Below are 24793 nucleotides of genomic sequence, written 5' to 3'. Positions count from 1 at the left end.
CGGTTTGCATGTTGGCCGAACGGTAGCAGGCGGCGGCCGTTGCAGCCGCAGCACCGGCAGAATCCGGTGCGATCCCGCCAATAGGAAAGGAGTAGTCAATGGCTCAGGGCAGCATATCGATTAACGGCAACCGGTTTCCCTTCGAGCCGGAGCAGACCATTCTGCAGGTCGCCGAGGATAACCGGATTCGGATTCCGACGCTTTGTTATCTCAAAGGTGCCTCGCCCACGGGTGCCTGCCGCATCTGCGTCGTGGAGGTCGAAGGTGCCCGTTCGCTCGTGGCCGCCTGCAGCACACCAGCCGTAGACGGCATGGTGGTGCATACGGAATCTCCCCGGGTGGTGGCTTCAAGGAAGGAAACACTGGAACTGCTGCTTGCTTCCGGCAACCATAACTGCGCCATCGGTTCCACCCGGGAAAAAGACTGGACCGCTTTTCAAATGCAGGCAGCCGCATCGGACGGCGGCGAAGACCTGTGTCCGGCCTGGGGGGATTGCCGCCTGCAGGATCTTGCCTACCACTACCAGGTCGAGGGGGGCAAATACCCGCGGACAACGGCCCGCTACCCCATAGAGACAGTCAATCCGCTCATCGTGCGTGATTTCTCCCGCTGCATTCTCTGCGGCCGGTGCGTTCAGGCCTGCAACGAGGTTCAGGTCAACCGGGCGATCAGTTTCGGCTACCGGGGGGCGGCGGCCAAGGTGGTGGCCGGTGCCGATGTGCCGCTCAAAGATTCCCAGTGTGTCTTTTGCGGTGAGTGCATCCAGGCCTGCCCGACCGGTGCACTGGTTGAGAAGAAGGCCCGTTTTGTCTGGCGGTCCTGGAAAAATCGGAAAATCCGGACGACCTGCCCCTACTGCGGCGTCGGCTGTCAGCAGTGGTTGCACGTCCAAGACGATCGCATCGTTAAGGTTACCGGCGTAGAGGATGGCGCGCCCAACCAGGGACGGCTGTGCGTCAAGGGCCGCTTCGGCTACGATTTCATCTACTCCGACGAACGCCTCAAGACGCCGTTGATCCGGGAGGGAGACGATTTCCGGGAGGCCTCATGGGATGAGGCTCTGGACCTGGTGGCCGACCGATTCAAGGCCATTATCAAAGAAAGCGGACCCGATGCCCTGGCCGGTGTGAGCTGTGCCCGCAGCATCAATGAAGATTCCTACCAGATGCAAAAACTCTTCCGGGGGGTGTTCAAGACCAACAACATCGACCATTGCGCCCGCACGTGACATGCCCCGACGGTCGCCGGACTGGCGACCACGTTTGGATCGGGGGCGATGACTAACTCCTTTTCCGAGTTTTCCCGGGCCAAGATGTTTTTAGTGATCGGCTCCAATATGACCGAAGCTCATCCGGTAGCGTCCACCTTTGTGAAAAACGCCGTTTTAAGCGGTGCCAAATTAATTGTGGTGGACCCCCGGAGGCATCGGCTGGTTGATTTTGCAGACATGCACCTGCCCCTTAAGGTGGGCAGCGATATCGCCCTGCTCAATGCCATCATGCATGTTCTGATTCAAGAGGAGCTTTACGACAAGGCCTTCGTTGCCGAGCATACCACCGGTTTCGACGCGCTCAAAGAGACGGTGATGGCCTACCCGCCGGAGAAAGTCAGCGACATCTGCGGTATCGATGCGGATACCATTCGGGAGGTGTCGCGCCTGCTGGCCTCGGTGAAACCGGCCATGGTCTGTTACACCCTGGGTATTACCGAGCATACCTGCGGCAAGAACAACGTCATGTCCGTGGCCAACCTGCAGATGCTGCTGGGGAACATGGGCGTGGAGGCCGGCGGCGTCAACCCCTTGCGCGGGCAGAATAACGTTCAGGGCGCCTGTGACATGGGGGCGCTGCCCAATGTTTATCCCGGGTATCAGCCGGTCAACGATTTCACCGTCTGCGAAAAATTTCAGAAGGCCTGGAATACTACCGGCATGTCTCAAAAAGTGGGGTTGATGATTCCGCAGATGATGGACGGCCTGGTGGGCGGCAAGGTTCGCGGGTTTTACATCTTCGGGGAGAACATGGCCAATACCGAGCCGGACATCCACAAGGTGGAGCACGAACTGGCGTCGGCCGAATTTCTGGTTGTCCAGGATATCTTCCAGAACGAAACGACCCGTTTTGCCCATGTGGTCCTGCCGGCAGCCGCCTGGAGTGAGAATGACGGGACTTTCACCAACAGCGAACGCCGGGTCAGCCGGGTAAGAACGGCCAGCCCTGCGCCGGGGGTGGCCATGCCCAACTGGTGGATATTCAGGGAAATCGCCCGGCGATTCGGCCACGATTGGGCAGCCAGCAGCGGTCAGGAACTCTGGGACAACGAAATTTCGGAACTGGCCCCCAGCATGGGGGGTATCAAGTACCACCGGTTGGAAGCTGACGGGCTCCAGTGGCCCTGTCCCACGGTGGAGCATCCGGGGACGGCGTTTCTGCATCGCAACGGTCAGTTTACCTGCGGTCTGGGGCGGTTTACGCCGGCGGAATGGACTCCCCCTGCCGAAGTGCCTGATGAAGATTATCCCCTGGTGCTCAGCACCGGGCGTCGCCTATACCATTACCATACCCGCACCCAGACCGGCCGCTGTGAAGGTCTCAACGACCTTCTGGGCGAAGAGACTGCCGATATCTCCTTTGCTGATGCGGACCGGCTGGGCATTGAAAACGGTGAGCGGATCCGGGTCAAATCCAGACGCGGGGAGGTGGCCGTCCGGGCCAATGTGACACCCGAGGTGCCCCAGGGGATGGTGTGGATGGCCTTTCATTTCCGGGAAGGAAACGCCAACTGGCTCACCCATGCGGCCTTCGATCCATCTACCCTCACTGCCGAGTACAAGGCCTGTGCGGTGAGCATTGAAAAAATGTGATTGATCGTTCCTGGCGGGGAGTTTTTGCAGCAGTTTTAAAATTCTCATTTACCGCGAATTCAACCCGTAAAAGGAGACAGTATGCATGAGGTGGTCGCGCTGAAACACGCGAACCCGGAATCGAAGAGCGAGATGCAGCGGATCTTTAGGCTTCAACAGGATGCCTATAAACGACATCCCATGCCTGACGCGGCCGAACGAATTGATAACCTGAAACGGCTGGAAAATGGCCTGATCCGGTTCAAAGATGATATCGCCGCGGCTATCGACCAGGACTTTGGGTGCCGCTCAAAGGATGAAACGTTTCTGGCCGAGATTCTGCCCAGCCTGGAGGGCATCCGTTATGCGGCCAAACGGATCCATCGCTGGATGCAACCGTCCCGTCGCCGACCCGGGTGGCTGTATTTGCCGGCCAAGGCGCGGGTGCTTTATCAACCGCTGGGTGTGGTGGGTATTATTGTGCCGTGGAACTATCCCCTCTATCTTGCCGTCGGTCCCCTGGTGGGCGTTCTGGCGGCGGGCAACCGGGCCATGATCAAGATGAGCGCTTTTACTCCCCGCACCACCCAAGTGGTTAAATCCATGATCGATGATACCTTCGACGAGGAGCACGTGGCCGTTATCGGCGGCGCATTGGGACTGGGGACGGAGTTCTCCCGGCTGCCCTGGGATCACCTGGTTTTCACCGGCTCTACTGCCGTGGGACGGCACGTGATGCGGGCGGCGGCCGACAACCTCACCCCCGTGACCCTGGAACTGGGGGGTAAATCGCCGGCCATTATCGGACCCTCCGTCCCCATAACCGACGCCGCGGAGCGCATCGCTTTCGGCAAGGTGTTCAACATGGGCCAGACCTGCGTGGCCCCGGATTACGTGCTCTGTCCGCGTGCGGCAATGGAGGATTTTGTAACCGCGTTTTCCGCGGCTCTGGGTAGAATGTATCCGAATATGGCGGACAATCCCCAGTATACCGGCATCGTGAACGACAAGGAATACCTGCGGATAGAAGCGCTGGTGAATGATGCCGAGGAAAAAGGGGCTCGGGTGATCCCGGTGAACCCGGCCGGCGAGGACTTTTCCGGCATCCGCAAGATGCCCGTCCGACTGCTTGTGGATGTGAACGATGACATGGCGGTAATGCAGGAAGAGATTTTCGGTCCCCTGCTGCCGGTAATGGCCTACGACACCCTCAAGGAAGCGGTGGCTTATGTCAATGACCACCCTCGGCCCCTGGCTCTATATTTCTTCGATTATGAAGAAAAGAATGCGGATTATGTACTCGTCCATACGCATTCGGGCGGCGCGGTTGTCAACGATACCCTGGCGCATGTAACCCAGGATGATATGCCTTTTGGGGGCATAGGGCCCTCAGGCATGGGCCAGTACCATGGACACGAGGGCTTTCAGGCATTCTCTAAGGCCAAAGGTGTGCTTTACAAATCAAGATTCAACAGCGGCAAACTCATCTATCCACCGTATGGCGGTGCGGTTCACCGGTTGATTTACCGGTTTTTCATGAAATAGCAGCCGATTGCCGAGACGATGTCTGTATCCACGTTGATTAAAGGAATTTTGTGCCAGCTCAGTTACCCATACTCATAAGCGAAGCCCGACAGGGCGGACGTCTTTCCCCGATTCACCATCGTTGGATAGACTTCAACCGGCAATTGACTGGTGACGCCCGATTCCTACCCAACGAGAGGTCCATCGAGGAATGGCTGGAAGCACTCAAGGACATGGAAATCGCGGATCTTCGCATCTTCTGGCTTACCTTTTCACGGATTGCCGAACTGGCGATCAAACAAGCCGGTGATTATGCGGATAACTGCGAATTCCAGGCCGCCGGTGATCTTCTGGTGAATCCACGGCGCATCGATATATATCGACGCGGATGCCCGACGCCAATTGCCAAGGATCGCCATCGCGGACTCAGTGACCAGTTCGCGCAGGCCATCGGCGATGAGAATCCGGTGGCATGGCTTTGCCGGGAAACGATCCCACATATCCGTGAGGCGCCGCTGATTCCCCAACTGGAACGATTGCTTTCAACCTCGGAAATGATGGATTCCCGTTACCTGACGACCCTGACCGTTCGGATGCGCCGGGTGGCCGATACCATCGCTTTTCTCAATGCGTGGCAGATAGACGATTGGCGGACGCTTTTGCGGCGTATGGAGACTGGCGATCCGGCGGATAGGAGAATGATCTCCGTAAATCTGTGCCGCTTCGACCTTGATTACTTCTATGCCATGGGTGATGATATCGAAAAATTAATTTTAACTCATGGCGGCTGCAGTCGATTTCTCAGGCATTTGCCGTTTGAAAAAAGTGGGCGCATAAAACAGGAAATGATAATCTAATCAAGCTAACGTATGTGAAACCCATCGTGAAAAAAATATCGCATCGATGGAAACGGGTCGTCTCAGAAAAATAGAATCAAACGACGCGGGTGATTTCAGCAACATTAATGCCTCCATTTTACCGCTGTCTCTTGGGACTCCTGTGATTTGCTCTCCTTCTTCAAATCGCTGGGGTTCGACCACAGCGATTCCATCAACCGGAAAGGGTGATTGGCCCGTTGCAACAGCCCTTTTCTTAAATAGTACCTCACCGAAACCCGATGGATGACCGGATCGGAAAAATCCGGCGATACTCCCCCAACTGTACCGCCGGGATGGCCGGACATCCCTCTTGGGATCTGCGGCGCATCGAACGACAGGCGATCGTTGGTTTCGAAACCGCCCCCCCCTTCCTCAACAATGACGGTATTCCAATACAGACAGTTGCGATTTTTTCGGACAGGCAAAAGCGACATTTTCGGAAATATTGTTGTTGACGAGGAGCTACAATTAGGCTACGAAAAAGCTATATTGTAACTTTTTGTCGGCCCGGTCCATCCCTATCAAACTAAACGAGAGCGATAGGCATAAAGATTTTCTGCCGCCGCTCTAAACGTGAAGTGGCGCCTGCGTTATGTCAGATATGACATACTTGCAGCGGTGATTACCCACAAATCAATGAGGCCTCAAACATGATTGACCTCCATGAAGCGCAACGAGTAATTCTGCAGGCGACGCCGGTTTTGGGAAGGGAAAGTGTGCCCATTCTGGATGCGTTGAGAAGAGTTATTGCCCAGGACATCACCGCGGTAGACGATCTTCCTGAATCGGACATTTCGGCAATGGACGGATATGCCGTGCGACAGACTTCCCTTTACGGAGTTTCAAGGCACAATCCGGTGCGCCTCAGGATTATCGGTGAATCGCCGGCCGGAAAGCCATGCGGGGCAATCGTGGGCGATGGCGAAGCGGTCCGAATCATGACTGGCGGACTGGTTCCGGAAGGTGCCGATACGGTGGTCAAAATTGAGGAAACCACTGAAGGTGGCGGCTATGTGATCTGCACCAATAATCCGGGACGAGGGGGCGGCATTCGTTTTAAGGGGGATTCGCTGAAAAAGGGCGACGTCGTCCTTCGAGCGGGGGAGGTCATCAGTCCGTTGGAAGTCGGGGCGCTGGCGAGCCTGAGGCGCGCCTATGTGTATGTGCATCGGAAACCCATCGTGGCGATTCTATCGACGGGTGATGAACTTTCCGATTTTCATGAACCTTCCTCATCCGGCAAGGCCATGTGTTCGAATCTTTACGCTCTGGCCGCCCAGGCTATGGAGTCCGGTGCAAAACCCCTATGTCTCGGGATCGTTCAAGACAACCTGCAGGCCCAGCAAACCATGCTGCATGAAGCCCTCCGTGCGGATGTCATTATTACTTCCGGCGGCACCTCCAGAGGAAAATACGATCTGGTTCACAAGGCATTAGCGGCACTCGGAATACAAATGCGTTTTTCAACTATTTTCGCCAAACCCGGAAAGCCGACCATATTCGGAACCATTGGCAGAAATCTCATCTTTGGGCTACCCGGAAATCCTTCGGCGACGATGCTTTCCTTCGAACAATTTATCAAACCCGCGCTGCTCAAGATGACGGGGCACCAAAACGGATTGTATTGTTCTACTGGCAATTTAAACGCGCCGAAGTTGAAAGATGCTTTTCTGTCGGTTGATTCGTTCAACCATGAACAGGGGGGCAATAAAGAGCATCGTCGAGCTTCCCAGGTTCCCCTGGGCGGACGGCTCCACAGGCAAGGTCCGGCCGTTGATTCAAACACAGGTCTTTTGAAAGCGGCCTCCCACTGAAGCGTCGTTCTTCGTGGCGTGTTTTCCGGATACGGACAAATAAAAATGGAGGTGAAGAAGAATGAGGTATGCCGAAACCGGATATAATCTGGAAATTGATCTAACCCGGGGAAATATAGAACGGGTAGAAACCGACCCGGAACTGATGGAGCTTTTTCTGGGCGGTCTCGGTACCAGTATCAAGATCCATTATGACCGGGTTCCCCCTGAAACCAACGCTTTTGATCCTGAGAACCTTATCGTAATCAGCACCGGCCTTTTATGCGGTACGCCGGCTTTCAGCGCTAATCGCACTATTGTCAGCTTCATCTCTCCCCAGACGGAGTTACTGGCGTATCCCATGATGGGTGGATTCTGGTCGTCGGAGTTAAAATATGCAGGTTATGACAAAGTGATCATTCGCGGCAAGTCCCCAGAATTGATTTATATATGGATACACAATGAGAAGGTGGAGATACGCGATGCCACCCACTTGCAGGGTAAAGGCGCTATTGAAACCCAGGAACTGATTAGAAAGGAACTCAACGATCACGATGTTCAGGTGCTTGCCATCGGCCTGGCCGGTGAAAATCGGTGCTTCACGGCTTCCATCGAGCAGTCCAGATCGAGTTCCAGCAGGGGCGGTGGCGGTGCTGTCTTGGGAGACAAAAAAATAAAAGCGGTGGCAGTGCGGGGAACAAGGGCCGTACATCTTGCTCACGGTGCTGAATTCATGGAACATATGAAGGAGATAACGAAGTATATTAAATTCCGTAATGAGAATCCTATTCCGGAGGTCATGCCCATTTTATCCGGCATCGGGTCACCGCAGATGATGAAACACGTCGATGAACAATGGCACACCGAAAGCTTCGCCTGGGGCAATGCCCGCATTCGAAGAAAAGGATTCTGGACCAAGGAAATCGAGAAGGAATGGACAAAAAGCCAAACCGGAGCGATAAAACGGTTCATCAGCTGTTTCAATTGTCCGCAACAATGCGGGGCATTGATTTCCCATGAGGATGTTCCCAATTACATGATGAAATGTTTCTCGAAACTGACCTACACAATGGCGGCTTTTGTTGATGATCTTGATTTTACCTGGAGAATTTGTAAACGCGCTTTCGAGTATGGATTGGACTCATTTTCAACCCCACAAATTTTGGCTTTCGGCGTCGAACTCCATGAAGCCGGGATCCTGACCGATGAGAATTTTGCGGGATGTCCGTCCGACAAGGAAGGAAGATTTTTCTGGTTGCTCGACAGGGTTGCCCATCGGGAAGGAATTGGGGATATTCTGGCCGATGGTACGTATTGGGCTGCCCGACGGATCGGCAATGGTGCAGAAAAATATGATCACAACACCACGAAGAAACATGAACAGATGAACATCAAGCTGGGAATGATGGATCCGCTTTATTTTCTGATGTACGCAACCAACGAAAAGATCAGCATTACGCAGATGGAGGGCAATTGGCCCCAGGCGCCGTTTCCCAAAAAGGAGACCCGAGAAAGTTTTGTAAAAGACTGGCCCCAGCTTCCCGATGAGAAGTTTAAGAAATATTTCATAGACTGGGAACCCCGCGGAGAGTACTCGAACCCGAACTACCCGACCCCTCAAATCGCCTCGGAAATTGTGGATTGGATGGAGATGCTGCACAACATCGACGATGCTCTGGGGATATGCGCCGGCATGGGATCCTTCTGCCTGAAGCCTCCCTATCATATACACAATTACCCCAAATTGATTTCGGCGGCGACGGGGATGGATATGGATAAAGAGCGCCTACGCAAAACCGTCCGAAGAAGCCGGAATTTACACCGCGCATTCAATAACCTGAGAGGAATGGGAAGACCGGATGAAAAACCGCCCCAAGACCATTGGAAGCATCGATTTCCCGAGCTCGAAGACGATCTTTTGACCTACTACTATACCTTCAAGGGATGGAATCATGATGGCGTCCCTACCCGAAAAACATTAGAGGAATTGAGCCTGGCGGATGTCGCAAAGGACTTGGAAACGAGGGGGATTTTGAAAGATGGCCAAGATTAAAAAGAAGATCAAGACAATCAAAATCGATGCGGATAAGTGCAATGGCTGCCGCACATGCGAGGTCGTGTGCGCTGCTTTTCACTCCCAGCCAAAGTACAGCTCCATCAATCCGGCGGCATCTCGTATCCATGTGATTACCCGCCGCTTAGATGATATCTGGCTGCCTGTATTTGCCGGGGAATATTCACCCGCCGAATGCATGGGCAGGGATAAATATGTGATCGACGGGAAGGAATACGACGAGTGCAGCTTCTGCAGGGCAACCTGTCCATCCAGGGATATGTTCAAGGATCCCGACTCGGGACTACCGCTTAAATGCGATATGTGTGAAGGTGAAGAAAGACCGCTGTGTGTACAATGGTGTCTTAACGACGTATTGACCTACGAGGAGCGGGAAGAGGAGGTCGAAGAAGGGATCCAGATAGAGGAAATGGACGCGGGCCTGGCCTTGTTGATTGACAGGTACGGTCTGGAAAAAGTAGGCACCGCTTTAGCCCGCATGTCGCATAAAGCCTGAAAACAACATCTCCAAACAACGGATTCCGCTAACGGCGTGTCGTAATCCCGTTTGCGGGTGGCTGTGAGTGAATTTATGGGAAAAGTGCAGATGGGCTTTGCGGAAGCCCTGAAAGTGACCCTCGAAACGATTTCACCGTTGGGCTGCGATCATGTCGCGCTTTCCGAGTGCCCGAATAGAATCGTCGCCGATGATCTCTATTCACAGGTGTGTTCGCCATCCACCGATTCATCGATGAAAGACGGCTACGCCGTCCGGTCGGTTGACATCCAAACGGCGACGCCCCAAAACAGAACCCCACTGACGGTTATCGGTACGGCGGCCGCCGGACTCCCCGCCAATACCGCGTTGACCGGCAACGACGCCATTCGCATTCTTACCGGCGCCGGGATTCCCGAAGGCGCCGATGCGGTTCTTGCGGAAGAGTTCGCCATTCCCGATGGAGAGCGGATTAGCGTTTTCAACCATGCGGAACCGGGTCGAAACATCCTGCCGAAAGGCGCTGACGTCGCGACGGGAGAGTTGATTGCCGTTCAAGGAAGCTGCCTGTCGCCGGGAATGATCGGCCTTCTCGCCGCCGCCGGGTATGACCGGTTGCCGGTCTTTCGCCAGCCCAGACTCGCCATTCTTGCGACCGGCGACGAACTGGTAGCTCCCGGACAACCGCTTCCCCAGGGAAAACTATACGCCAGCAATCTGGAAATGCTAAAAGCCTGGAGCCGGCGATATGGCATGCACACCGCTTTTTCAATTTTGAAGGACCGGCCCGAGATCATCGCAAAAACCATCGACGAAGCCATTGCGAGTCATGATGCGGTGATTACGAGCGGCGGGGCCTGGACCGGCGATCGGGATTTTGTGGCCCGCACGCTTTCCACCCTGGGCTGGAAGAAATGCTTTCATTGGATTCGAATGGGGCCGGGGAAGCCTGTCGGATTTGGAATGCTCAGGGACAAGCCGGTATTTCTGCTTCCCGGAGGGCCACCGTCCAACCTCACCGCTTTTCTCCAGATTGCTCTGCCGGGCCTGCTGAGGCTCGGCGGTCATCGCAACCCTTCCTTGCCCCGGATTATGGTGAAACTGCAAACCGGATTGACCTGCAGACAGATCGACTGGACCGAGTTCGTTTACGGAACGTTGATGGACGGAGACGGGCATACCCTTTTTAAGCCCCTGCAGATGACCAGCCGTCTGAAAACCATCGCCCGGGCAGAAGGTGTGATTGCCATCAAGGAAGGCGTGAAATCCCTTCCGCCGGGGGCCATCGTCGCGGCACAGTTGCTCAGGTGAATCTTCTATGACCCCCTTGTGGGATCTTGATGCCTTTCCATATTCCTGCGGGAAAAGACATATTCCCCGACTTCGATATCCGGTACAATTGAAACGTATCAGCCCACGGTCAGGCCGATCAGGTCGAAACCCAGTCCGCCGCTGATCTTCAATTTCTTCTCTCCGCAGCTGCAGCCCCTGCCAAGCGCGGCGCCCAGTGCCGGGCGAACGGGCGCGTCAGGTGCGATTTCAAGGACCAAGACTTTTTTGCATACGGTGCAGGTCAGCGTTACGGGAACCGGATAAAATACCAGCCGCGCCCCCTGGGCCGGCGTACCGGTGCTCAGGTGGCGGAAGAAAACCTCCACCGAAGCCGGAACAATGGCGCTGAACCGTCCCACTTCCAGGCGGATTTCGCTGATTTTTTTTCCGCCGGATTCCTTGAGGGCCAGATCCAGCATGGCCTGGGTGTAGGGTTCTTCGTGCATGTCGTTTTATTTTTTAGTGGCGATCCGGTCCCGAACCCATTGGCACCAGGAATCCAGACCGGTTGAATGCAGGCAGCTGACCTCGAAGACGGTCAGTTCCGGATTGACCGTCAGGGCGTTGCGTCTCAACTCCGCGGTAGTAACCGGAAGATGCGGCTCCAGGTCGATCTTGTTGATAACCACTACCTGGGCGCGGGTAAAGGCCTCGGGGTATTTGAGAGGTTTGTCTGCGCCCTCGGCAAGGCTGGCCACCACCACGGTCGCATCCTGCCCCAGGTCCCAGGCGGCAGGGCAGAGCAGGTTGCCCACGTTTTCAACGATCAGCAGATCGGTTTGATCCAGATCGAACCGGTCGACGGCGCGCCCCACCATTTGTGCATCCAGGTGGCAGCCGCCTTCGGTGTTGATCTGAATACTCTGCGCGCCCGCCCGGATCACCCGTTGGCTGTCCAGGTGAGTGTACGGGTCGCCCTCCACCACCTTGATGGAAACGGCGGCGCCTAATCGTGCGATGGTTTTTTCGATCAGGGCCGTCTTGCCCGCACCGGGCGAGGCGATCAGGTTGAGCACCAGGATGCCATGGCGGGTGAACTGACTGCGCAGTTTATTGGCCAAAGCGTCGTTGGCGGCAGTAATCGATTTTCTGACATCGATGGTTCTCATCGTATGGTTTTCGTCCGTTCGGGGGTACCATCGGCTATAGCCATGCACCCGGTTGCCTTCAGGATTCGGGCAGGGAAACCATATCGATGCAGCCCGCAGGGCACCCGGTCATGCAGATGCCGCACCCGTAACATTTTAACGCATCGAAGACCACTGCCTTGCGTTGCTTGCCTTTGATTTGCAGCCGTGTTCCATCATGATGAAACGCACCATATTGGCAACGTCTGATGCACAGACCGCAATGGGTGCAAAGCTCCTGATTGCGCCGGGCCAGATAATGAACCCGTGGATAGACACGATCGCTGTCCAGTACCGCTGACGCACGCAGGGGAAAGCAGCAGCAGGTGCAGCAGTTGCAAAAGCCGAACAGGCCGTGTCCCGGCGTCTGCCGCGTGCCGATGTGCATCAACCCGTCCCGGTCGGTGGCCAGGACGATCTGTTTGCATTCGTCTTTGGTCACCTGGCGGCCCAATCCCCGTTCCACGGTATAACGTGCCCCGTCATCAAGCCGGATGCAGGACTCGATCATCCGGCTGCACCCTTGGGTGCTGCTGCGGCAGTCGCAATTGACCACGGCGTGCAATTCAGCCGCTTCCACCTGGGCCAGCGCCTCTTCCAGAAGCAGGAAATCCTTCTGTTTGATCTGCTGATAGGCGTCGGGATCTTTTTTAATATTTTCGACCACCGGTGCAATCTTCTCGGTATATTCGTTGAGCCACCAGTTGGCGATCTCCTCCCGGACCTCGGCGGGGATGTCATCCCAGTTGCCATACATGGCCAGTTCGTCAAGCCGGTCGTAGAATCTGGCCGGCATGTAGCGAACGGGCTTGCCGGTTGTATCCACATGGTCGAAAATGTAACCGACCTTTTTCCCCTCAACCTCACGGTGCACGAAATGCCGGCGATAGGCATGTTCCAGGAGCGCCTTGGCCTGATCCTTCGATATATCCAGCAGACGCGATACTTCGGACGTACTGCAGGTCTTGCCGTCCATGGCGATAATCAGGTCGATCTCTTCGGGTTCGGCAAATACCGATACATGGGGAGCGATGGCCGGAGGAATCTCAAAAAGAGCGATGAATTGATCTGTTTTTCTCATGTTCTCCATTGATGACGGCACAAAAGCGACGCCTGAGTGATGTAGGTCTGTGAGCACGACCCTATCTGTTGAGTGAAGCGGTGTCAATGCTTTCAAGGTGTTGCAGCAACAGGCGCAGGCAGGGAGTGCTTGCACTTTTTTCATTGCAGCCGCAGGCGTTTAATGGGGTCAATCAGGGCGATATTCTCCTCAAGCCCTGCGCTATCTATGCATGGGATAGAGCGGCCATCGTCGATATGGAAAAATGGCTCCGTTACAGTTAAGTGCCGGTAGCCGACAGAATATGACCCGCTGGCGCAGCCCGTGCACGATCAAGGAGAATTTCAAACCGGCGACCGATAACCGCTTGAAACGGATGCAGAAATCCTGATCGGCCGCGTTTATAAAAAACAGCCCGAGCGCGTGGGCAGGGGGAGGCATCCATGCGCAGAGTATTAACAGAAAAAAGCAGGTGTGTCTTCTGTCCAGGCACTCTGTTTCGAAGGTTGCTTTTTTCCTATGCGATCGTTAACGATCAGTAAAACACGCCCGGCGACATGACGTAAAAACCCGCACCGACGAAGTAATCCGTTCCCGGCACCCGGTAAATGAAGGTGTGCTTGGGTTTGTTGATTTCCATGCCGGGGACCGGCCACATGTATTTGGTCCAGCCTTTTCCCTTTTCGGCGGCTTTGACGAAATCCTTGAAAAAGGCCTTGCCGTCAACGTCTGTCGCTTCGATCAGGGTGTCCGGCTTGGTCAGTTCCGGTTTGTGCGGGTGCGCCAGCATCTTGGCTTTCATGTTCATCAGGAAAACATAACTCACGCCGTCGTTCCACACGAAGCGGCCCTTCTTGTTGTTGATTTCCTTGATGGCGGAATCGATTCCCTGTGTTTTTATGAAATCCCCGGCTTCCTTGCATTTGGAAATACAATCGTCACGAGTCCCGGCCTGGACGGGAACCGTCAGCAACATTACCACGACTACGGCCAATACGCCTGCAATTGTTCTTTTCAAAACACCCTCCATTGTTTCCGGTAATCCGTTCATCTCGGATTGAATAGGAAAAAAACATAAAAAAACAGTATGTAAGTCAGTTCATAAGTTAATTTCTGCCTCATGTGTCAGCGCATGCCGGATTAAGTTTTTGTCCTGTCGGCCACGCCATCCTTATTATCGGCAAAAGCTCAGGAAACTTTCGTGAAAATTGGGCGCCTATAAAAGTACCCACAATTTTCGTCGATTTCGCACCCGGCTATTTTTTAAGCATTCCGAGGGCGGTTTCGACAATCTTATCGGCGGTGAAGCCGAATTTCTCCAGGACGGTTCCTCCTGGCGCCGAGGCCCCGAATCCATCGATGCCGATGACTTTGCCGCCCGGGCCGACGTAACGCTCCCATCCCATAGGGATGCCGGCTTCCACGGCAATGCGGTGCTTAATGGACGGCGGAAGAATCCGGTTTTTGAACTCCGCTGAATTTTCTTCAAAAAGCTCCCAGGAAGGCATGTTGATCACACGGGCGGGTATGCCTTTGCCCGCCAGTATCTCTTGCGCCTTGAGGGTGATGTGGACCTCGGCCCCGGTGGCGATGAGCAATATTTTCGGTCTGCCCTTGCAGTTCGAGAGGAGATATCCGCCCTGGTCCACTCCGCAGGCCGTCTGTTTCGCATCGAGGATGGGCAGTTTCTGACGGCTGAGTATCAGCGCCACCGGGCTGTTGTTCATGGAGATGGCCTTGCGCCAGGCGTGGGCGGTTTCCGTAGCGTCGGCCGGTCGGATTACCGTCAGGTTCGGGATGGCCCGCAGGGCGGCCAGGTGTTCCACGGGCTGGTGAGTGGGGCCATCCTCACCCACTGCCACACTGTCGTGGGTAAAGACGTAAATCACCGGCAGCTTCATCAGGGCTGCCAGGCGGATAGCCGGGCGTATGTAGTCGGCAAACACCAGAAAGGTCCCGCCGTAAGGGCGGACGCCGCCGTGCAGAAACATGCCGGACATGATGGCGCCCATGGCGAATTCGCGGACCCCGAAGCGGATATTGCGGCCGTCGTAGCTCTTTTTCTGAAATTCGGGGAATCCGTCAATAAAGGTCTTGTTTGACGGTGCCAGATCGGCCGAGCCCCCCATCAGGCTGGGGAAAATGGCGGCGGCGGCATTGAGCACCTTGCCCGAGGCGGCCCGGGTGGCCATCGGGCCGTCTTCCGGTTTGAACCGGGGCAGGTTCGCTTCCCAACCCTTGGGCATGAACCGGGTCAGGGCATTGACCCAGGCGTCGGCCAGATCCGGATGCTTCCGGTTGTATTTCAGATAAGCCTTTTTCCAGCCGGCTTCCGCTTTCTCTCCCGTCTTGACACAGTTGCGGAAGGCGGTCAGCGCTTTTTTCGGAATGGCAAAGGGCTTTTTCTCCTGCCATCCCAATTCCGCCTTGGTCAGCTTTATCTCTTCTTCACCCAGCGGTGCGCCATGGGCATCGGCCGTGTCCTGCTTGTTGGGGCTGCCGTGGGCGATGTGGGTCTTGAGCATGATGAGCGAGGGTTTGCCGGTCTCGGCCTTGGCCGCCAGGATAGCCTGTTCGATGGCATCGGGGTCACTGCCGTCTTTCACTTTGATCACCTGCCAGTGGTAGGCGTCGAAACGCTTGGCCACATTTTCCGTGAAGGCGATGCCGGTGGTGCCTTCGATGGAAATGCCGTTGTCGTCATACAGGCAGATGAGTTTGGACAGCCCAAGGTGCCCGGCCAGAGAAGCCGCTTCAGAGGACACCCCCTCCATCATGTCGCCGTCGCCGCACATGACGTAGGTGTAATGATCCACGATATCGTGACCGGGCCGGTTGAAACAGGCGGCCAGATGCCGTTCGGCCATACTCATGCCCACGGCGTTGGCAAAGCCCTGCCCTAATGGACCGGTGGTGGTTTCCACTCCCGGGGTGTGGCCGTATTCGGGATGGCCGGGGGTCTTGCTGCCCCACTGCCTGAAATTCTGGATATCTTCCAGACTGAGGTCATAGCCGGTCAGGTGCAGGAGGCTGTAAAGCAGCATGGATGCATGGCCGCCGGAGAGAACGAAGCGGTCCCGATCCGGCCAGTCCGGGTTTTTCGGATTGTACTTCATCACCCTTGTCCAGAGCACATAACCGGCCGGGGCCAGCCCCATGGGTGCGCCCGGGTGGCCGGAGTTGGCCTTCTGCACCGCATCCATGGATAGGGTGCGGATGGTGTTGATGCAAAGATCGTCGATGGTCGGCTGCTTTTTCTGGGTGCCCTTGGACATTGAGTGCTGCTCCTTTTGCGAGTTCATCATTTATGGGTCGACGTTAAATGAGGTTGATACAAAAGAATTGATGTCGAAGCAAGGGTTTTAAGGAATGTTGCCGCAGCGATTCAAAGCGCCCGCATCCACTCCGGCCGCAGCGCCACCCTGCCTTCCAGCGCCGCATCGATCAGGGCCAGGGTCTTGGCCTTTTCTTTGGGCATACGGGCGCGGATAGGCAGGTAGTTGGAGGCGTGGTTAGCGTGAAACAGCCCCTGGGTCTGCTGGGTTTCGGCAATCATGGTGCGAAGTTCAGCCAGCATCTCGTCCGGTTCGATGAGTTCGAAGCGGCCGGCCTGGTAATCGTCATACATGGGGGTGCCGGGAATCAGCATCAGGCTCAGCGCGCCCACGTATTCCGGATCGATGGCCGTCAATACCCGACCGGTCTCCCGGGCGTGGATCTGGGACCGCTCACGGCCAGCCAGTCCCAGCAGCACGGTGACCGACAGTTTGATGCCCGCTGCCCGGGCCTTTCGACCCATGTCGATCATCGTCTGGGCGTTGGCCCCCTTGTTGATGGCCTTGAGGGTGACGTCGTCGCCGGTCTCCAGCCCCATGTAGGCGATGCCGATGCCGTTTTCCCGGAGTTCCTGCAATTCTTCCGGGCTTTTCATCTTCAGGCTTTTGGCGTTGGCGTATACGCCAATCCGGGTTACCCAGGGCAACCGCCGGCGGATTTCGCTGAGAATCTTCATCAGCCGCTTCTGGGGGATGATCAGGGCGTCGCCGTCACAGAGGAACACACGGCGCTGGCGCTGGCAGTGGGTGGCGGCAAAGGCGATATCCGCCATGATAATTTCATCGGATTTGATCCTGAACCGCTCTCCCTGATAGGCCCCGCAGAAGGTGCACTTGTTGCGAGAGCAGCCCACGGTGACCTGGAGCAGGATGCTGTTGGCTTCGCTGGGGGGCCGGATGATGTTGCCTTCGTAGTGCATGAAATCCCTTTCTATCTTTATTGATCCCATAATCCGTGAACTCGGAATTGCCTCCTTGACTCGAGGATAATCTGATGGTCCTTTCCGGCATTGTCAATATTTGTTCATTCTGATATGAAAAACTTCAACTAATGAACCCTGTTTATTAACCGACGAAAGCGATAAGGCTGCCATTGCCTGCCGCTGTTTGCGACGGGTGACAGCCAGCGTCGGCAAACCGTTTTTATCCCCCTTGCCATCGACTTGAAGGGAGGAGAACCCCGCATGAGCAAATTATTATGGCAGCCGTCTGAAGCGCGCATCGAAGCATCCAACATGTACCGGTTTATGACGCTGATCAACCAGCGATACGGCACATCTTTTGACCATTACGGCGGGCTTTACCAGTGGTCCGTCGATCATATTCCCGAGTTCTGGAAAGAGATGTGGGATTTCGCCGCGATCAAGGCATCAAAGCCCTATGACAGAGTGGTCGACGATGCCACCAAGATGCCCGGCGCCCGGTGGTTTGACGGTGCGCGCCTCAATTTTGCAGAAAACCTGCTGCGCTATCGGGACGAGCGGGTGGCCCTGGTATTCCGGGGAGAAGACCGGGTCCGGCGGACGTTTACCTATGCCCAGCTTTACGACGAGGTGGCCCGGGTGGCCAAGGCCCTGAAAGACGCCGGGGTTACGGTCGGCGACCGGGTGGCCGGCTTCGTTCCCAACATGCCCGAATCGATCATTGCCATGCTGGCGGCCGCCTCTTTAGGTGCGGCCTGGTCCTCCTGCTCCCCGGATTTCGGCATCAAGGGCGTCCTGGACCGCTTCGGCCAGATCCGGCCCAAGGTGCTCTTTACCGCGGACGGCTATTTTTTCAAGGGCAAGCCGCTGGATTCGCTGGCGCGCATCGCCGACATCATCAGCCAGATTCCCACGGTGGAACGTTTGGTGGTGGTGCCCTATGCCCAGGAACAACCGGACATCAGCGCCATCCCCAAAGCCGTGATGTATGCCGATTTCAAATCGGCGCAGGACGGGCTGGAGATCGATTTCGAACAGCTGCCCTTCGATCATCCGCTCTATATCATGTATTCCTCAGGTACCACCGGCCTGCCCAAGTGCATGGTCCAGAGCGCCGGCGGCATTCTGATCCACCATCTGAAAGAATTGCTGCTGCATACCGATCTTAAACGGGAAGACACGATCTTCTACTTCACCACCTGTGGATGGATGATGTGGAACTGGCTGGTCAGCAGCCTGGCCACCGGTGCCACCCTGGTGCTGTATGATGGCAATCCGTTCCACCCATCTCCCGAGGCCCTCTGGCAGATGGCCCAGGATGAGAAGATCACTGTTTTCGGCACCAGCGCCGGCTACCTGGCCGCCCTTCAGGCCGCCGGTGTCCGCCCGAAGGAAAAATTCGATCTGTCCCCATTGCGGGCGGTGCTTTCCACCGGTTCGCCCCTTTCCATCGAAAGCTTTGAATTCGTTTATGAGGCCGTCAAGTCCGACCTCCAACTGGCCTCCATTGCCGGTGGGACAGACCTGAATGGCTGCTTTGCCTTGGGCAACCCTATGGGGCCGGTGTATGCGGGCGAGCTTCAGTGCCGGGGGCTGGCCATGAAAGTGTTTGCCTTCGACGACGACGGAAAGCCCGTGGAGGGCCAGGAAGGGGAACTGGTTTGCGCGGCGCCCTTTCCTTCCATGCCCATTTACTTCTGGAACGATCCCGACGGAAAGAAATACCATAGTGCCTACTTCGACGTTTACCCCGGCATCTGGCGTCACGGTGACTACATCGTGGTCACCGAACACGGTGGTGTCGTGATGCACGGCCGTTCCGACGCCACCCTGAACCCCGGCGGCGTGCGCATCGGTACTGCCGAGCTGTACCGCCAGGTGGAGCAGTTGGAAGAGATCGAGGACAGCGTGGTGGTGGGGCAGAAATGGGAAAACGATGTGCGTGTGATCCTGTTCGTCAAACTGGTTCCGGGCGTCGAGCTCACCGACGAGCTGAAAAACAAAATCCGGCAGACCATCCGCGCGCATGCCTCACCGCGCCACGTGCCTTCCAAAATCGTCTCGGTGCCGGATATCCCCTACACCCTGAACATGAAAAAAGTGGAGCTGGCTGTCAAGAAGGTGATCCACAACCAGGCGGTAAAGAACAAGGATGCCCTGAGAAATCCCGAGGCGCTGGATTACTTCGCCGGGATTGAGGAACTTCAAAAAAATTGAGTGTTTGCGGGACAAGACTGTCGTTTGAAAGCAGGATATCACAAAAGTTATAAAGTCTCACAGCTTTGGATGGAGAAATCAAAAAAAACCTTTAGGCGTTAATATCCTTTAAGATAGACCCATCATAGGTTTAGGCATAAAAGGCTGTGGACAAGATTTGTATCGGATAGTCTGGTGGGGTAAGATCAAAGTCAAACAGGTTTGAAATATAAAAATGTAATTCCCTTCCATCTGTAACAATAATCCATCTGAATCAAACCCAACTTGAAAAATGCCCTTGGCTCAGAAGTGTTTTTAATGCAGCAGGTATTCGACCGGCTGCTCTTTGAGATGCTGAAATTTATGCCGTTAATATTTCACCATAATTGGAAGGATTAAAGATGTGGCCGACAGAGTAAAGAAAAGCAGTATCATTACGCGAATGTCTGGTTCTGCCGAAAGAATGAAAATCAGGATAGAGCATAGCCTTGATTCGGGCGAATGGTTAAAGTTTTATCGTTCGGCTGGGATGTTACATCATCGGGATTATACACATGCAGATGCATTTCAATTTCATGCAGTGTTGCATTGATGGTCAAAAAATTCTGAGCATCACCCACATGCCACAATCTTTCAATGGGGCCAAATAGATCCGACTTTGGGTTTGAACTTAAAGGCCCATCGACGCTGAGCAGGTTTAACAGACCTTCTGCGCTTGGTGGATCGTTTGTCAGCGCAGACGAGGTGACTTGAAAAAGAGGCTTATTAAAGCCATCAGGCTGAAACCGGAACGCATTGGATAGATGGATGTCCCCGGAGATATTAACGAACTCGAGGTCATTCCTGGCATGATGTAAATCCCTTAAAATGTCGATCAATTTGCTCAATTGCCGCCGGTTGGCTGGGGAATGCCAACTGTCTCGGATGTCATCCCGCATGTTCATTCCCGTTTCTGTCCCGGCGATGGCTGATTCAGCGGCGATGGACTCCACTAAGTCCAGAATGTAAATAAAAGGGACACTATTGCCCAAGACCAGATATTTTACATGGGTTTGACTCTTGAGGTGATTGCAAAATCGTTCGAAATCTTTGAGTTGTAGTTCGGATACGACTTCCCCGGGGTTGTGCCAACGGTAGACATCCACAATTTCTGCGGTCAATTCCGCGCCGGCAACCGTCCCGGCAACTGTCCCTGCCGCCGCTCCGACGACACCGCCGGTCATCGCTCCCAGCAGCAATCCGGCCAAGGCACCTGCAAGGAGGGGCACCTCAGAAGGAATCGGCATATCTTCGCCATAATTGCGGCTGTTTCGTCCATCAAACACAAATGCCGCGATGGTGTTGTTGACATAGGCTTGGTGATTGTCCACCGAGCTGTTTCGTGTGCTTTCGCTTCGAAGTTTTGGGCTGTATTGGAACAGATACTCCTCGGCGGCCTGACTGGCGATTTGCTTGATTGCCTGATTGCAGTCACGAAAGTCTTTTTCGTCGCTGCCATAACCATCTCGTATCTCATGATCGTCCCACATGCCCAAATGGGGGAATCGACGCATGACGGCCTGCATGGGTTCAAATCCCCAATGGTAGCGATAATTGAGACGATAAAGGGACAAGAGGTCCTTGCGCTTTGCCCAATTGTCGTGCCAGCCTTTTTGGTCATACACTTGCTTGACAAAATCCAGGGCACCTGTGCCATCGGAATACACACTATCGCCGAGCATCCAAATCATATGCGGTGAAAAGTGGTCCATCCATTTTTGATACCAGTTGAGAATTTTTTCATTGGAAGGTTTTACAATGGCTTGACCATTTTCCGATGCATACGGTTGATGACAAGACCACACTGCAATTTTGGCCTTATCCGAGGTTCGCTCTTCTTCAAAAACAATCTCACCTGACATGATGGCTCGGACCTGAAAGATCAGGGTGCTGTAAGATTTCTCAGCCATGGCATATTTGGCCAATTTCGATGCGCTTGGACCTGTTAACATGCCATCGGTGATAGCAAGGGCATCCAGTTCATCAAAATGGTCTTCTTCCTCGTTGGCACCGTCGGTTTTGACTACCCGCCATTCCCAGGTGTCGAAAAACCGCAAATGGTTCGGAATGCTGATGTTGATCAGGGCGGGAGCACTGTTAAACGCCTGAAGATGAAATGGCTGCTCAATAAAAGTTTCTGGCGCGATATTGTTCTTGGGATACATCAAAAAGATGAACCGACCCCCGAATTTTGGACGCAAGAGGAACGATCGATGCCAATCGTTCAACCTGCCGACCACAGCAATATCATTGATCCGGTTGGGGTATTTTATGGCGGATAAATGGTCTGTCGCAAACGCAAGGATACCATCACTGATATCGGTGGACACCGGAGGTGTCGTTGAAAGTGGTTTAAGTAAATTTTTCATTATTCCGCAAAGGCTTTATTGCTCAGAACGGCTTCGAGATGACGACCCAGAATGAGCTCTGAGTCGTATCTGTCGATTAGCCGCTTGGCCTCGTTCAATTCCATAAACTTATTCCGCTGATCTTTGATGTATCTCTCCACGGTGTTAAACAGACTGCGCCATGTGGGATCCACAACCTTACGCATGGTATCGAAAAAAATCGCTTCAGCGCCCACATTGATGGGAAGAAAAAAGCGGACGGCTTGGACATTCAAAAAATGGTAGGGTGACAATACTGTTGCATAGAGGTCATTGATGCTGCATGGCTCGGGTTCGATTCGGCTCCTATCCCAGTCAATGCAGCTTCGTATGATGCCAAGGTAATAAGACCAATCGTCGTCCACAACGTTGTTTGAAAACATTTTCCGGATTAATGATGTGAAGGTTAAATCTTTTAAATCTTTGATATTGCTTTCATATTTTCGAATCAGTTCATCCCGTTTGAGTGCAGCGTATTTGCGGGCCTGAACCTTGATGGCATTGCGGCGGGCCGGATTGGTCTTGCCAACGGTTTGGGTATACTCTTTCATCTCCTGCCGATAGGCTTCGGTTTCTTTATACTTGTCGATGGACACGGTAATGTAGGTTCGGTCAGGATCATTTCCAGTGACATTGTCGACGTGGTATTTGATTGTCACATCCACCCAACTGTCACCGCCATGGCGGTCCACATTGTGGACTTTCATCCAGCGATCATCATCGTCATAACAGTTTTCATACCAGTCGCAATGCTGGTGAAATTCAAGTTGAATGTCTTCTCCAAACAGGTGGCCGGTTGCAATTTCATTGGCGGTTAACTTGAACGTGACTTTTTTGGTAAAGGTACCCGGGTCACTTTCATAGGCTGTATCGCGTGTGACCCTGTTGACGTTTTCATAACTGGGAATAGGCTCCATGGGGTCTATCACGTAATTTTCCTGGATATAATCGAAATAGGTTTTCATGTAGTATTCGGTCAAGCTGGCTCTCAATTCAGAAAACGGATTTTTCATGCGAGGGGCCCACACGGCACTGATATCATCCAGATAGTGGCTCACACGGATCGGTGAAAATACTTCAAACGACAACTCACTCGTTGCAAACTTGGGGTCTTTCCCCTCCGTGTGATATTCTCTGATTTCTGAGGATGAGAGCGTCTGGGTGGACACGGTCACGGTGCTGTTTTGTTGGGATATTTCCAGAAGTGCGGATTCAACCCGCGATCGCTTTTCACTTTTCATGTTGTCTTGGGTGTACCCTTGTTCGCTCATGGTCTGCCCAAGATTGGACCCATAATCAAATAGGATGCCCAGCTTGCTTTTGATCTCGGAAGAGATGCTGTTATATTCTGTCAAATCATCGCTGCTTGCTATTAGCGTGCGAGTGCCGCTGGTGCTTATACGGCTCTGGGTTTCTGTAAGCGTGAGTTCGCTGTTGGGTGATACGCTGTTGACATTCAAGGGGCCGCGAAATAAAGGCCGCCGCAAATCAAGGGTGACTCGCTCCTTACGCAAAAACGCCCATTCACAGCTGTTGGCGACGGTGATGTGATCTGCCGGATTGACAATCCCATATCGATCAAAGAAATTGGCAACCGAAATGGCCGTGATGTCAACAAGCTGTGCCCCGAACTTAGAAAGTTTTGCCTTATTTCTTATTAAGGCGGTGGTTATGCTTGTGCTGAATTCACGTATCCCACCCGATATATCAACAGCCTCCGCAGCACCAACGAAGCTGGCCACCATCGTTTCAACCTGGCTCTCTCGTTTGGCCGCAAGAAACTTTTTCGAAACGACACCGTCACTCCCCAACATGAGATCTTTGTCCACCAATGCGGAAATGGCCGTATTTTTTAAAGAGAGTCCGGATAAAATTGTCTTGTAGCTTTCCATGCGCTCATCATCAGTTGTATAGAAGTTTGCAACGGGTGCACTTTTAATGACCCGTGTGCCAATATTGCTGAGTGACCGTAATACGGCCTGCGGGGGCAATGTGTTGGGGCGTGCATAGGCCTCATCAATTTTAAAGCCGGATGTCGCCGCCCCCTCACTGATTTCTGACCCAAATACAACGATGTCAGCAGGAATATAGGGCGTTGGTGGTATTTCTTTATATCGAACATAATACGTGTTGATGTCGTCAATCAGATTGATGGCACTGGAAAAATCATTCACAACGCGTTTTAATTTTCCGTATAATTTTGAATAAAGAAGTGGGCCTAAGTTGGGAATCAACACATAGGATTCATAATAGCTGGTCAGTTGGTTTGGATCGGCAACATCAATCGGGAAAAACTCTTCGCCTATATTGGTGTGTAAAGACATAACAGCTCCTTTTTTTAGGTTGATGTTGAACTCAAAACATTATCCTTTTTTGGAGTCTCCCTGCCATCAGACTACCATGGAACGAACCTCTTAAGCGGAAAGGCTATTGTATCAAAAAAGAACCTCGCATGCCGATCTCCCCAATCAGGTTGCTGAGGCATATAATTTTAATAAAATGGGTTTTACTTCTGCCGGTCACAACCTGCGATATTGAGAATGATCGTAAATGCAATGCTAAAATAAAACCAAATGGAAGGCGTCGCTATACCGATTTTGCTTAAGGTTTTTTATTTTCTTAAAATGATATAGATCGAAGTATAGGGGGAGACTCAATCGAGCGGTCGGAAGCGCATGAAACGTGGGTTCAATCAGAGAATGGTAGTCAAGTGAGGGCTATCTGAAATCACACTTTATTGGATTATATAAATCTTAAAATCTTCCGTTGTCAACAAAATTTCCTCAGTTGCAAAACGATCGGGGCGG

Annotated in this window: 16 protein-coding genes; 8 read left to right on the top strand and 8 right to left on the bottom strand. The window is 53.8% G+C overall.

What is annotated here, in order from left to right:
• Positions 1-98 precede the first annotated feature (98 nt).
• From fdhF to glp (ACHZBS_RS04065), 7 genes are all read left to right on the top strand, one after another.
• The gene (gene fdhF, locus ACHZBS_RS04095) at positions 99-2864 is read left to right on the top strand and encodes a formate dehydrogenase subunit alpha (protein WP_319405255.1); all 2766 of its coding nucleotides are present in this window, start codon (positions 99-101) and stop codon (positions 2862-2864) included.
• A gap of 81 nt (positions 2865-2945) precedes the next feature.
• Positions 2946-4388, top strand: coding sequence for a coniferyl aldehyde dehydrogenase (locus ACHZBS_RS04090; RefSeq protein ID WP_319405254.1), 1443 nt, complete (start codon positions 2946-2948; stop codon positions 4386-4388).
• 50 nt (positions 4389-4438) lie between these two features.
• Entirely contained in the window at positions 4439-5224 is a 786-nt protein-coding gene (locus ACHZBS_RS04085) for a hypothetical protein (RefSeq protein WP_319405253.1), read from the top strand.
• Between the two features lie 671 nt (positions 5225-5895).
• On the top strand, positions 5896-7059 hold the full coding sequence (gene glp / locus ACHZBS_RS04080; RefSeq protein WP_319405252.1) for a gephyrin-like molybdotransferase Glp: 1164 nt from the start codon (positions 5896-5898) through the stop codon (positions 7057-7059).
• A 61-nt stretch (positions 7060-7120) separates the two neighbouring features.
• Positions 7121-9091: an aldehyde ferredoxin oxidoreductase N-terminal domain-containing protein gene (locus tag ACHZBS_RS04075; protein WP_319405251.1), complete on the top strand. Its 1971-nt coding sequence runs from the start codon at positions 7121-7123 to the stop codon at positions 9089-9091.
• Positions 9078-9608, top strand: coding sequence for a (4Fe-4S)-binding protein (locus ACHZBS_RS04070; protein ID WP_319405250.1), 531 nt, complete (start codon positions 9078-9080; stop codon positions 9606-9608). Before ACHZBS_RS04075 ends, ACHZBS_RS04070 begins: the two co-directional genes overlap by 14 nt.
• A 75-nt stretch (positions 9609-9683) precedes the next feature.
• Entirely contained in the window at positions 9684-10898 is a 1215-nt protein-coding gene (glp, locus tag ACHZBS_RS04065) for a gephyrin-like molybdotransferase Glp (RefSeq protein WP_319405249.1), read from the top strand.
• 98 nt (positions 10899-10996) lie between these two features.
• On the opposite strand, the gene ACHZBS_RS04060 is transcribed toward glp (ACHZBS_RS04065), so the two are convergent.
• The 6 genes from ACHZBS_RS04060 to ACHZBS_RS04035 all read right to left on the bottom strand — a co-directional run bounded on the left by ACHZBS_RS04060 (position 10997) and on the right by ACHZBS_RS04035 (position 17361).
• The gene (locus ACHZBS_RS04060) at positions 10997-11365 is read right to left on the bottom strand and encodes a hydrogenase maturation nickel metallochaperone HypA (RefSeq protein WP_319405248.1); all 369 of its coding nucleotides are present in this window, start codon (positions 11363-11365) and stop codon (positions 10997-10999) included.
• A gap of 6 nt (positions 11366-11371) precedes the next feature.
• Positions 11372-12028 carry a hydrogenase nickel incorporation protein HypB gene (gene hypB, locus ACHZBS_RS04055; protein ID WP_319405247.1) on the bottom strand — a complete coding sequence of 219 codons (657 nt, stop codon included), beginning with the start codon at positions 12026-12028 and terminating at the stop codon, positions 11372-11374.
• Positions 12029-12086: 58 nt separating this feature from the next.
• Complete coding sequence (locus ACHZBS_RS04050) at positions 12087-13127, bottom strand: 4Fe-4S binding protein (protein ID WP_319405246.1); 1041 nt, start codon at positions 13125-13127, stop codon at positions 12087-12089.
• A 514-nt stretch (positions 13128-13641) separates the two neighbouring features.
• The gene (locus ACHZBS_RS04045) at positions 13642-14124 is read right to left on the bottom strand and encodes a cache domain-containing protein (RefSeq protein WP_319405245.1); all 483 of its coding nucleotides are present in this window, start codon (positions 14122-14124) and stop codon (positions 13642-13644) included.
• Positions 14125-14362: 238 nt separating this feature from the next.
• Positions 14363-16381: a transketolase gene (tkt, locus tag ACHZBS_RS04040; protein WP_319405244.1), complete on the bottom strand. Its 2019-nt coding sequence runs from the start codon at positions 16379-16381 to the stop codon at positions 14363-14365.
• Positions 16382-16491: 110 nt separating this feature from the next.
• A complete protein-coding gene (locus ACHZBS_RS04035) occupies positions 16492-17361 on the bottom strand; it encodes a radical SAM protein (RefSeq protein WP_319409061.1) in 870 nt (289 codons plus the stop codon).
• Positions 17362-17625: 264 nt separating this feature from the next.
• Here ACHZBS_RS04035 and ACHZBS_RS04030 point away from each other — a divergent pair, with 264 nt between their 5' ends.
• Positions 17626-19581 carry an acetoacetate--CoA ligase gene (locus tag ACHZBS_RS04030; RefSeq protein WP_319405243.1) on the top strand — a complete coding sequence of 652 codons (1956 nt, stop codon included), beginning with the start codon at positions 17626-17628 and terminating at the stop codon, positions 19579-19581.
• A 449-nt stretch (positions 19582-20030) separates the two neighbouring features.
• Here ACHZBS_RS04030 and ACHZBS_RS04025 read toward each other — a convergent pair whose 3' ends face one another.
• Together ACHZBS_RS04025 and ACHZBS_RS04020 are read right to left on the bottom strand one after the other, a co-directional pair.
• Positions 20031-21968 carry an alkaline phosphatase D family protein gene (locus ACHZBS_RS04025; protein ID WP_319405242.1) on the bottom strand — a complete coding sequence of 646 codons (1938 nt, stop codon included), beginning with the start codon at positions 21966-21968 and terminating at the stop codon, positions 20031-20033.
• Entirely contained in the window at positions 21968-24310 is a 2343-nt protein-coding gene (locus ACHZBS_RS04020; protein WP_319405241.1) for a hypothetical protein, read from the bottom strand. Before ACHZBS_RS04020 ends, ACHZBS_RS04025 begins: the two co-directional genes overlap by 1 nt.
• Positions 24311-24793 lie beyond the last annotated feature (483 nt).

This window comes from uncultured Desulfosarcina sp., assembly GCF_963664155.2.
In the GTDB taxonomy this organism is placed as follows: domain Bacteria; phylum Desulfobacterota; class Desulfobacteria; order Desulfobacterales; family Desulfosarcinaceae; genus Desulfosarcina.
The sequence above is the reverse complement of the archived record's forward strand: the minus strand, read 5'-3'. Positions and strand labels throughout refer to the sequence as shown.

Excerpts from the sequence above, each read along its gene's own strand:
- ACHZBS_RS04090 (WP_319405254.1), top strand. The coding sequence starts at position 2,946 with ATGCATGAGGTGGTCGCGCTGAAACACGCGAACCCGGAATCGAAGAGC.
- glp (WP_319405252.1), top strand. The coding sequence starts at position 5,896 with ATGATTGACCTCCATGAAGCGCAACGAGTAATTCTGCAGGCGACGCCG.
- ACHZBS_RS04075 (WP_319405251.1), top strand. The coding sequence starts at position 7,121 with ATGAGGTATGCCGAAACCGGATATAATCTGGAAATTGATCTAACCCGG.
- ACHZBS_RS04070 (WP_319405250.1), top strand. The coding sequence starts at position 9,078 with ATGGCCAAGATTAAAAAGAAGATCAAGACAATCAAAATCGATGCGGAT.
- glp (WP_319405249.1), top strand. The coding sequence starts at position 9,684 with ATGGGAAAAGTGCAGATGGGCTTTGCGGAAGCCCTGAAAGTGACCCTC.
- ACHZBS_RS04060 (WP_319405248.1), bottom strand. The coding sequence starts at position 11,365 with ATGCACGAAGAACCCTACACCCAGGCCATGCTGGATCTGGCCCTCAAG.
- hypB (WP_319405247.1), bottom strand. The coding sequence starts at position 12,028 with ATGAGAACCATCGATGTCAGAAAATCGATTACTGCCGCCAACGACGCT.
- ACHZBS_RS04050 (WP_319405246.1), bottom strand. The coding sequence starts at position 13,127 with ATGAGAAAAACAGATCAATTCATCGCTCTTTTTGAGATTCCTCCGGCC.
- tkt (WP_319405244.1), bottom strand. The coding sequence starts at position 16,381 with ATGTCCAAGGGCACCCAGAAAAAGCAGCCGACCATCGACGATCTTTGC.
- ACHZBS_RS04035 (WP_319409061.1), bottom strand. The coding sequence starts at position 17,361 with ATGCACTACGAAGGCAACATCATCCGGCCCCCCAGCGAAGCCAACAGC.
- ACHZBS_RS04030 (WP_319405243.1), top strand. The coding sequence starts at position 17,626 with ATGAGCAAATTATTATGGCAGCCGTCTGAAGCGCGCATCGAAGCATCC.
- ACHZBS_RS04025 (WP_319405242.1), bottom strand. The coding sequence starts at position 21,968 with ATGAAAAATTTACTTAAACCACTTTCAACGACACCTCCGGTGTCCACC.
- ACHZBS_RS04020 (WP_319405241.1), bottom strand. The coding sequence starts at position 24,310 with ATGTCTTTACACACCAATATAGGCGAAGAGTTTTTCCCGATTGATGTT.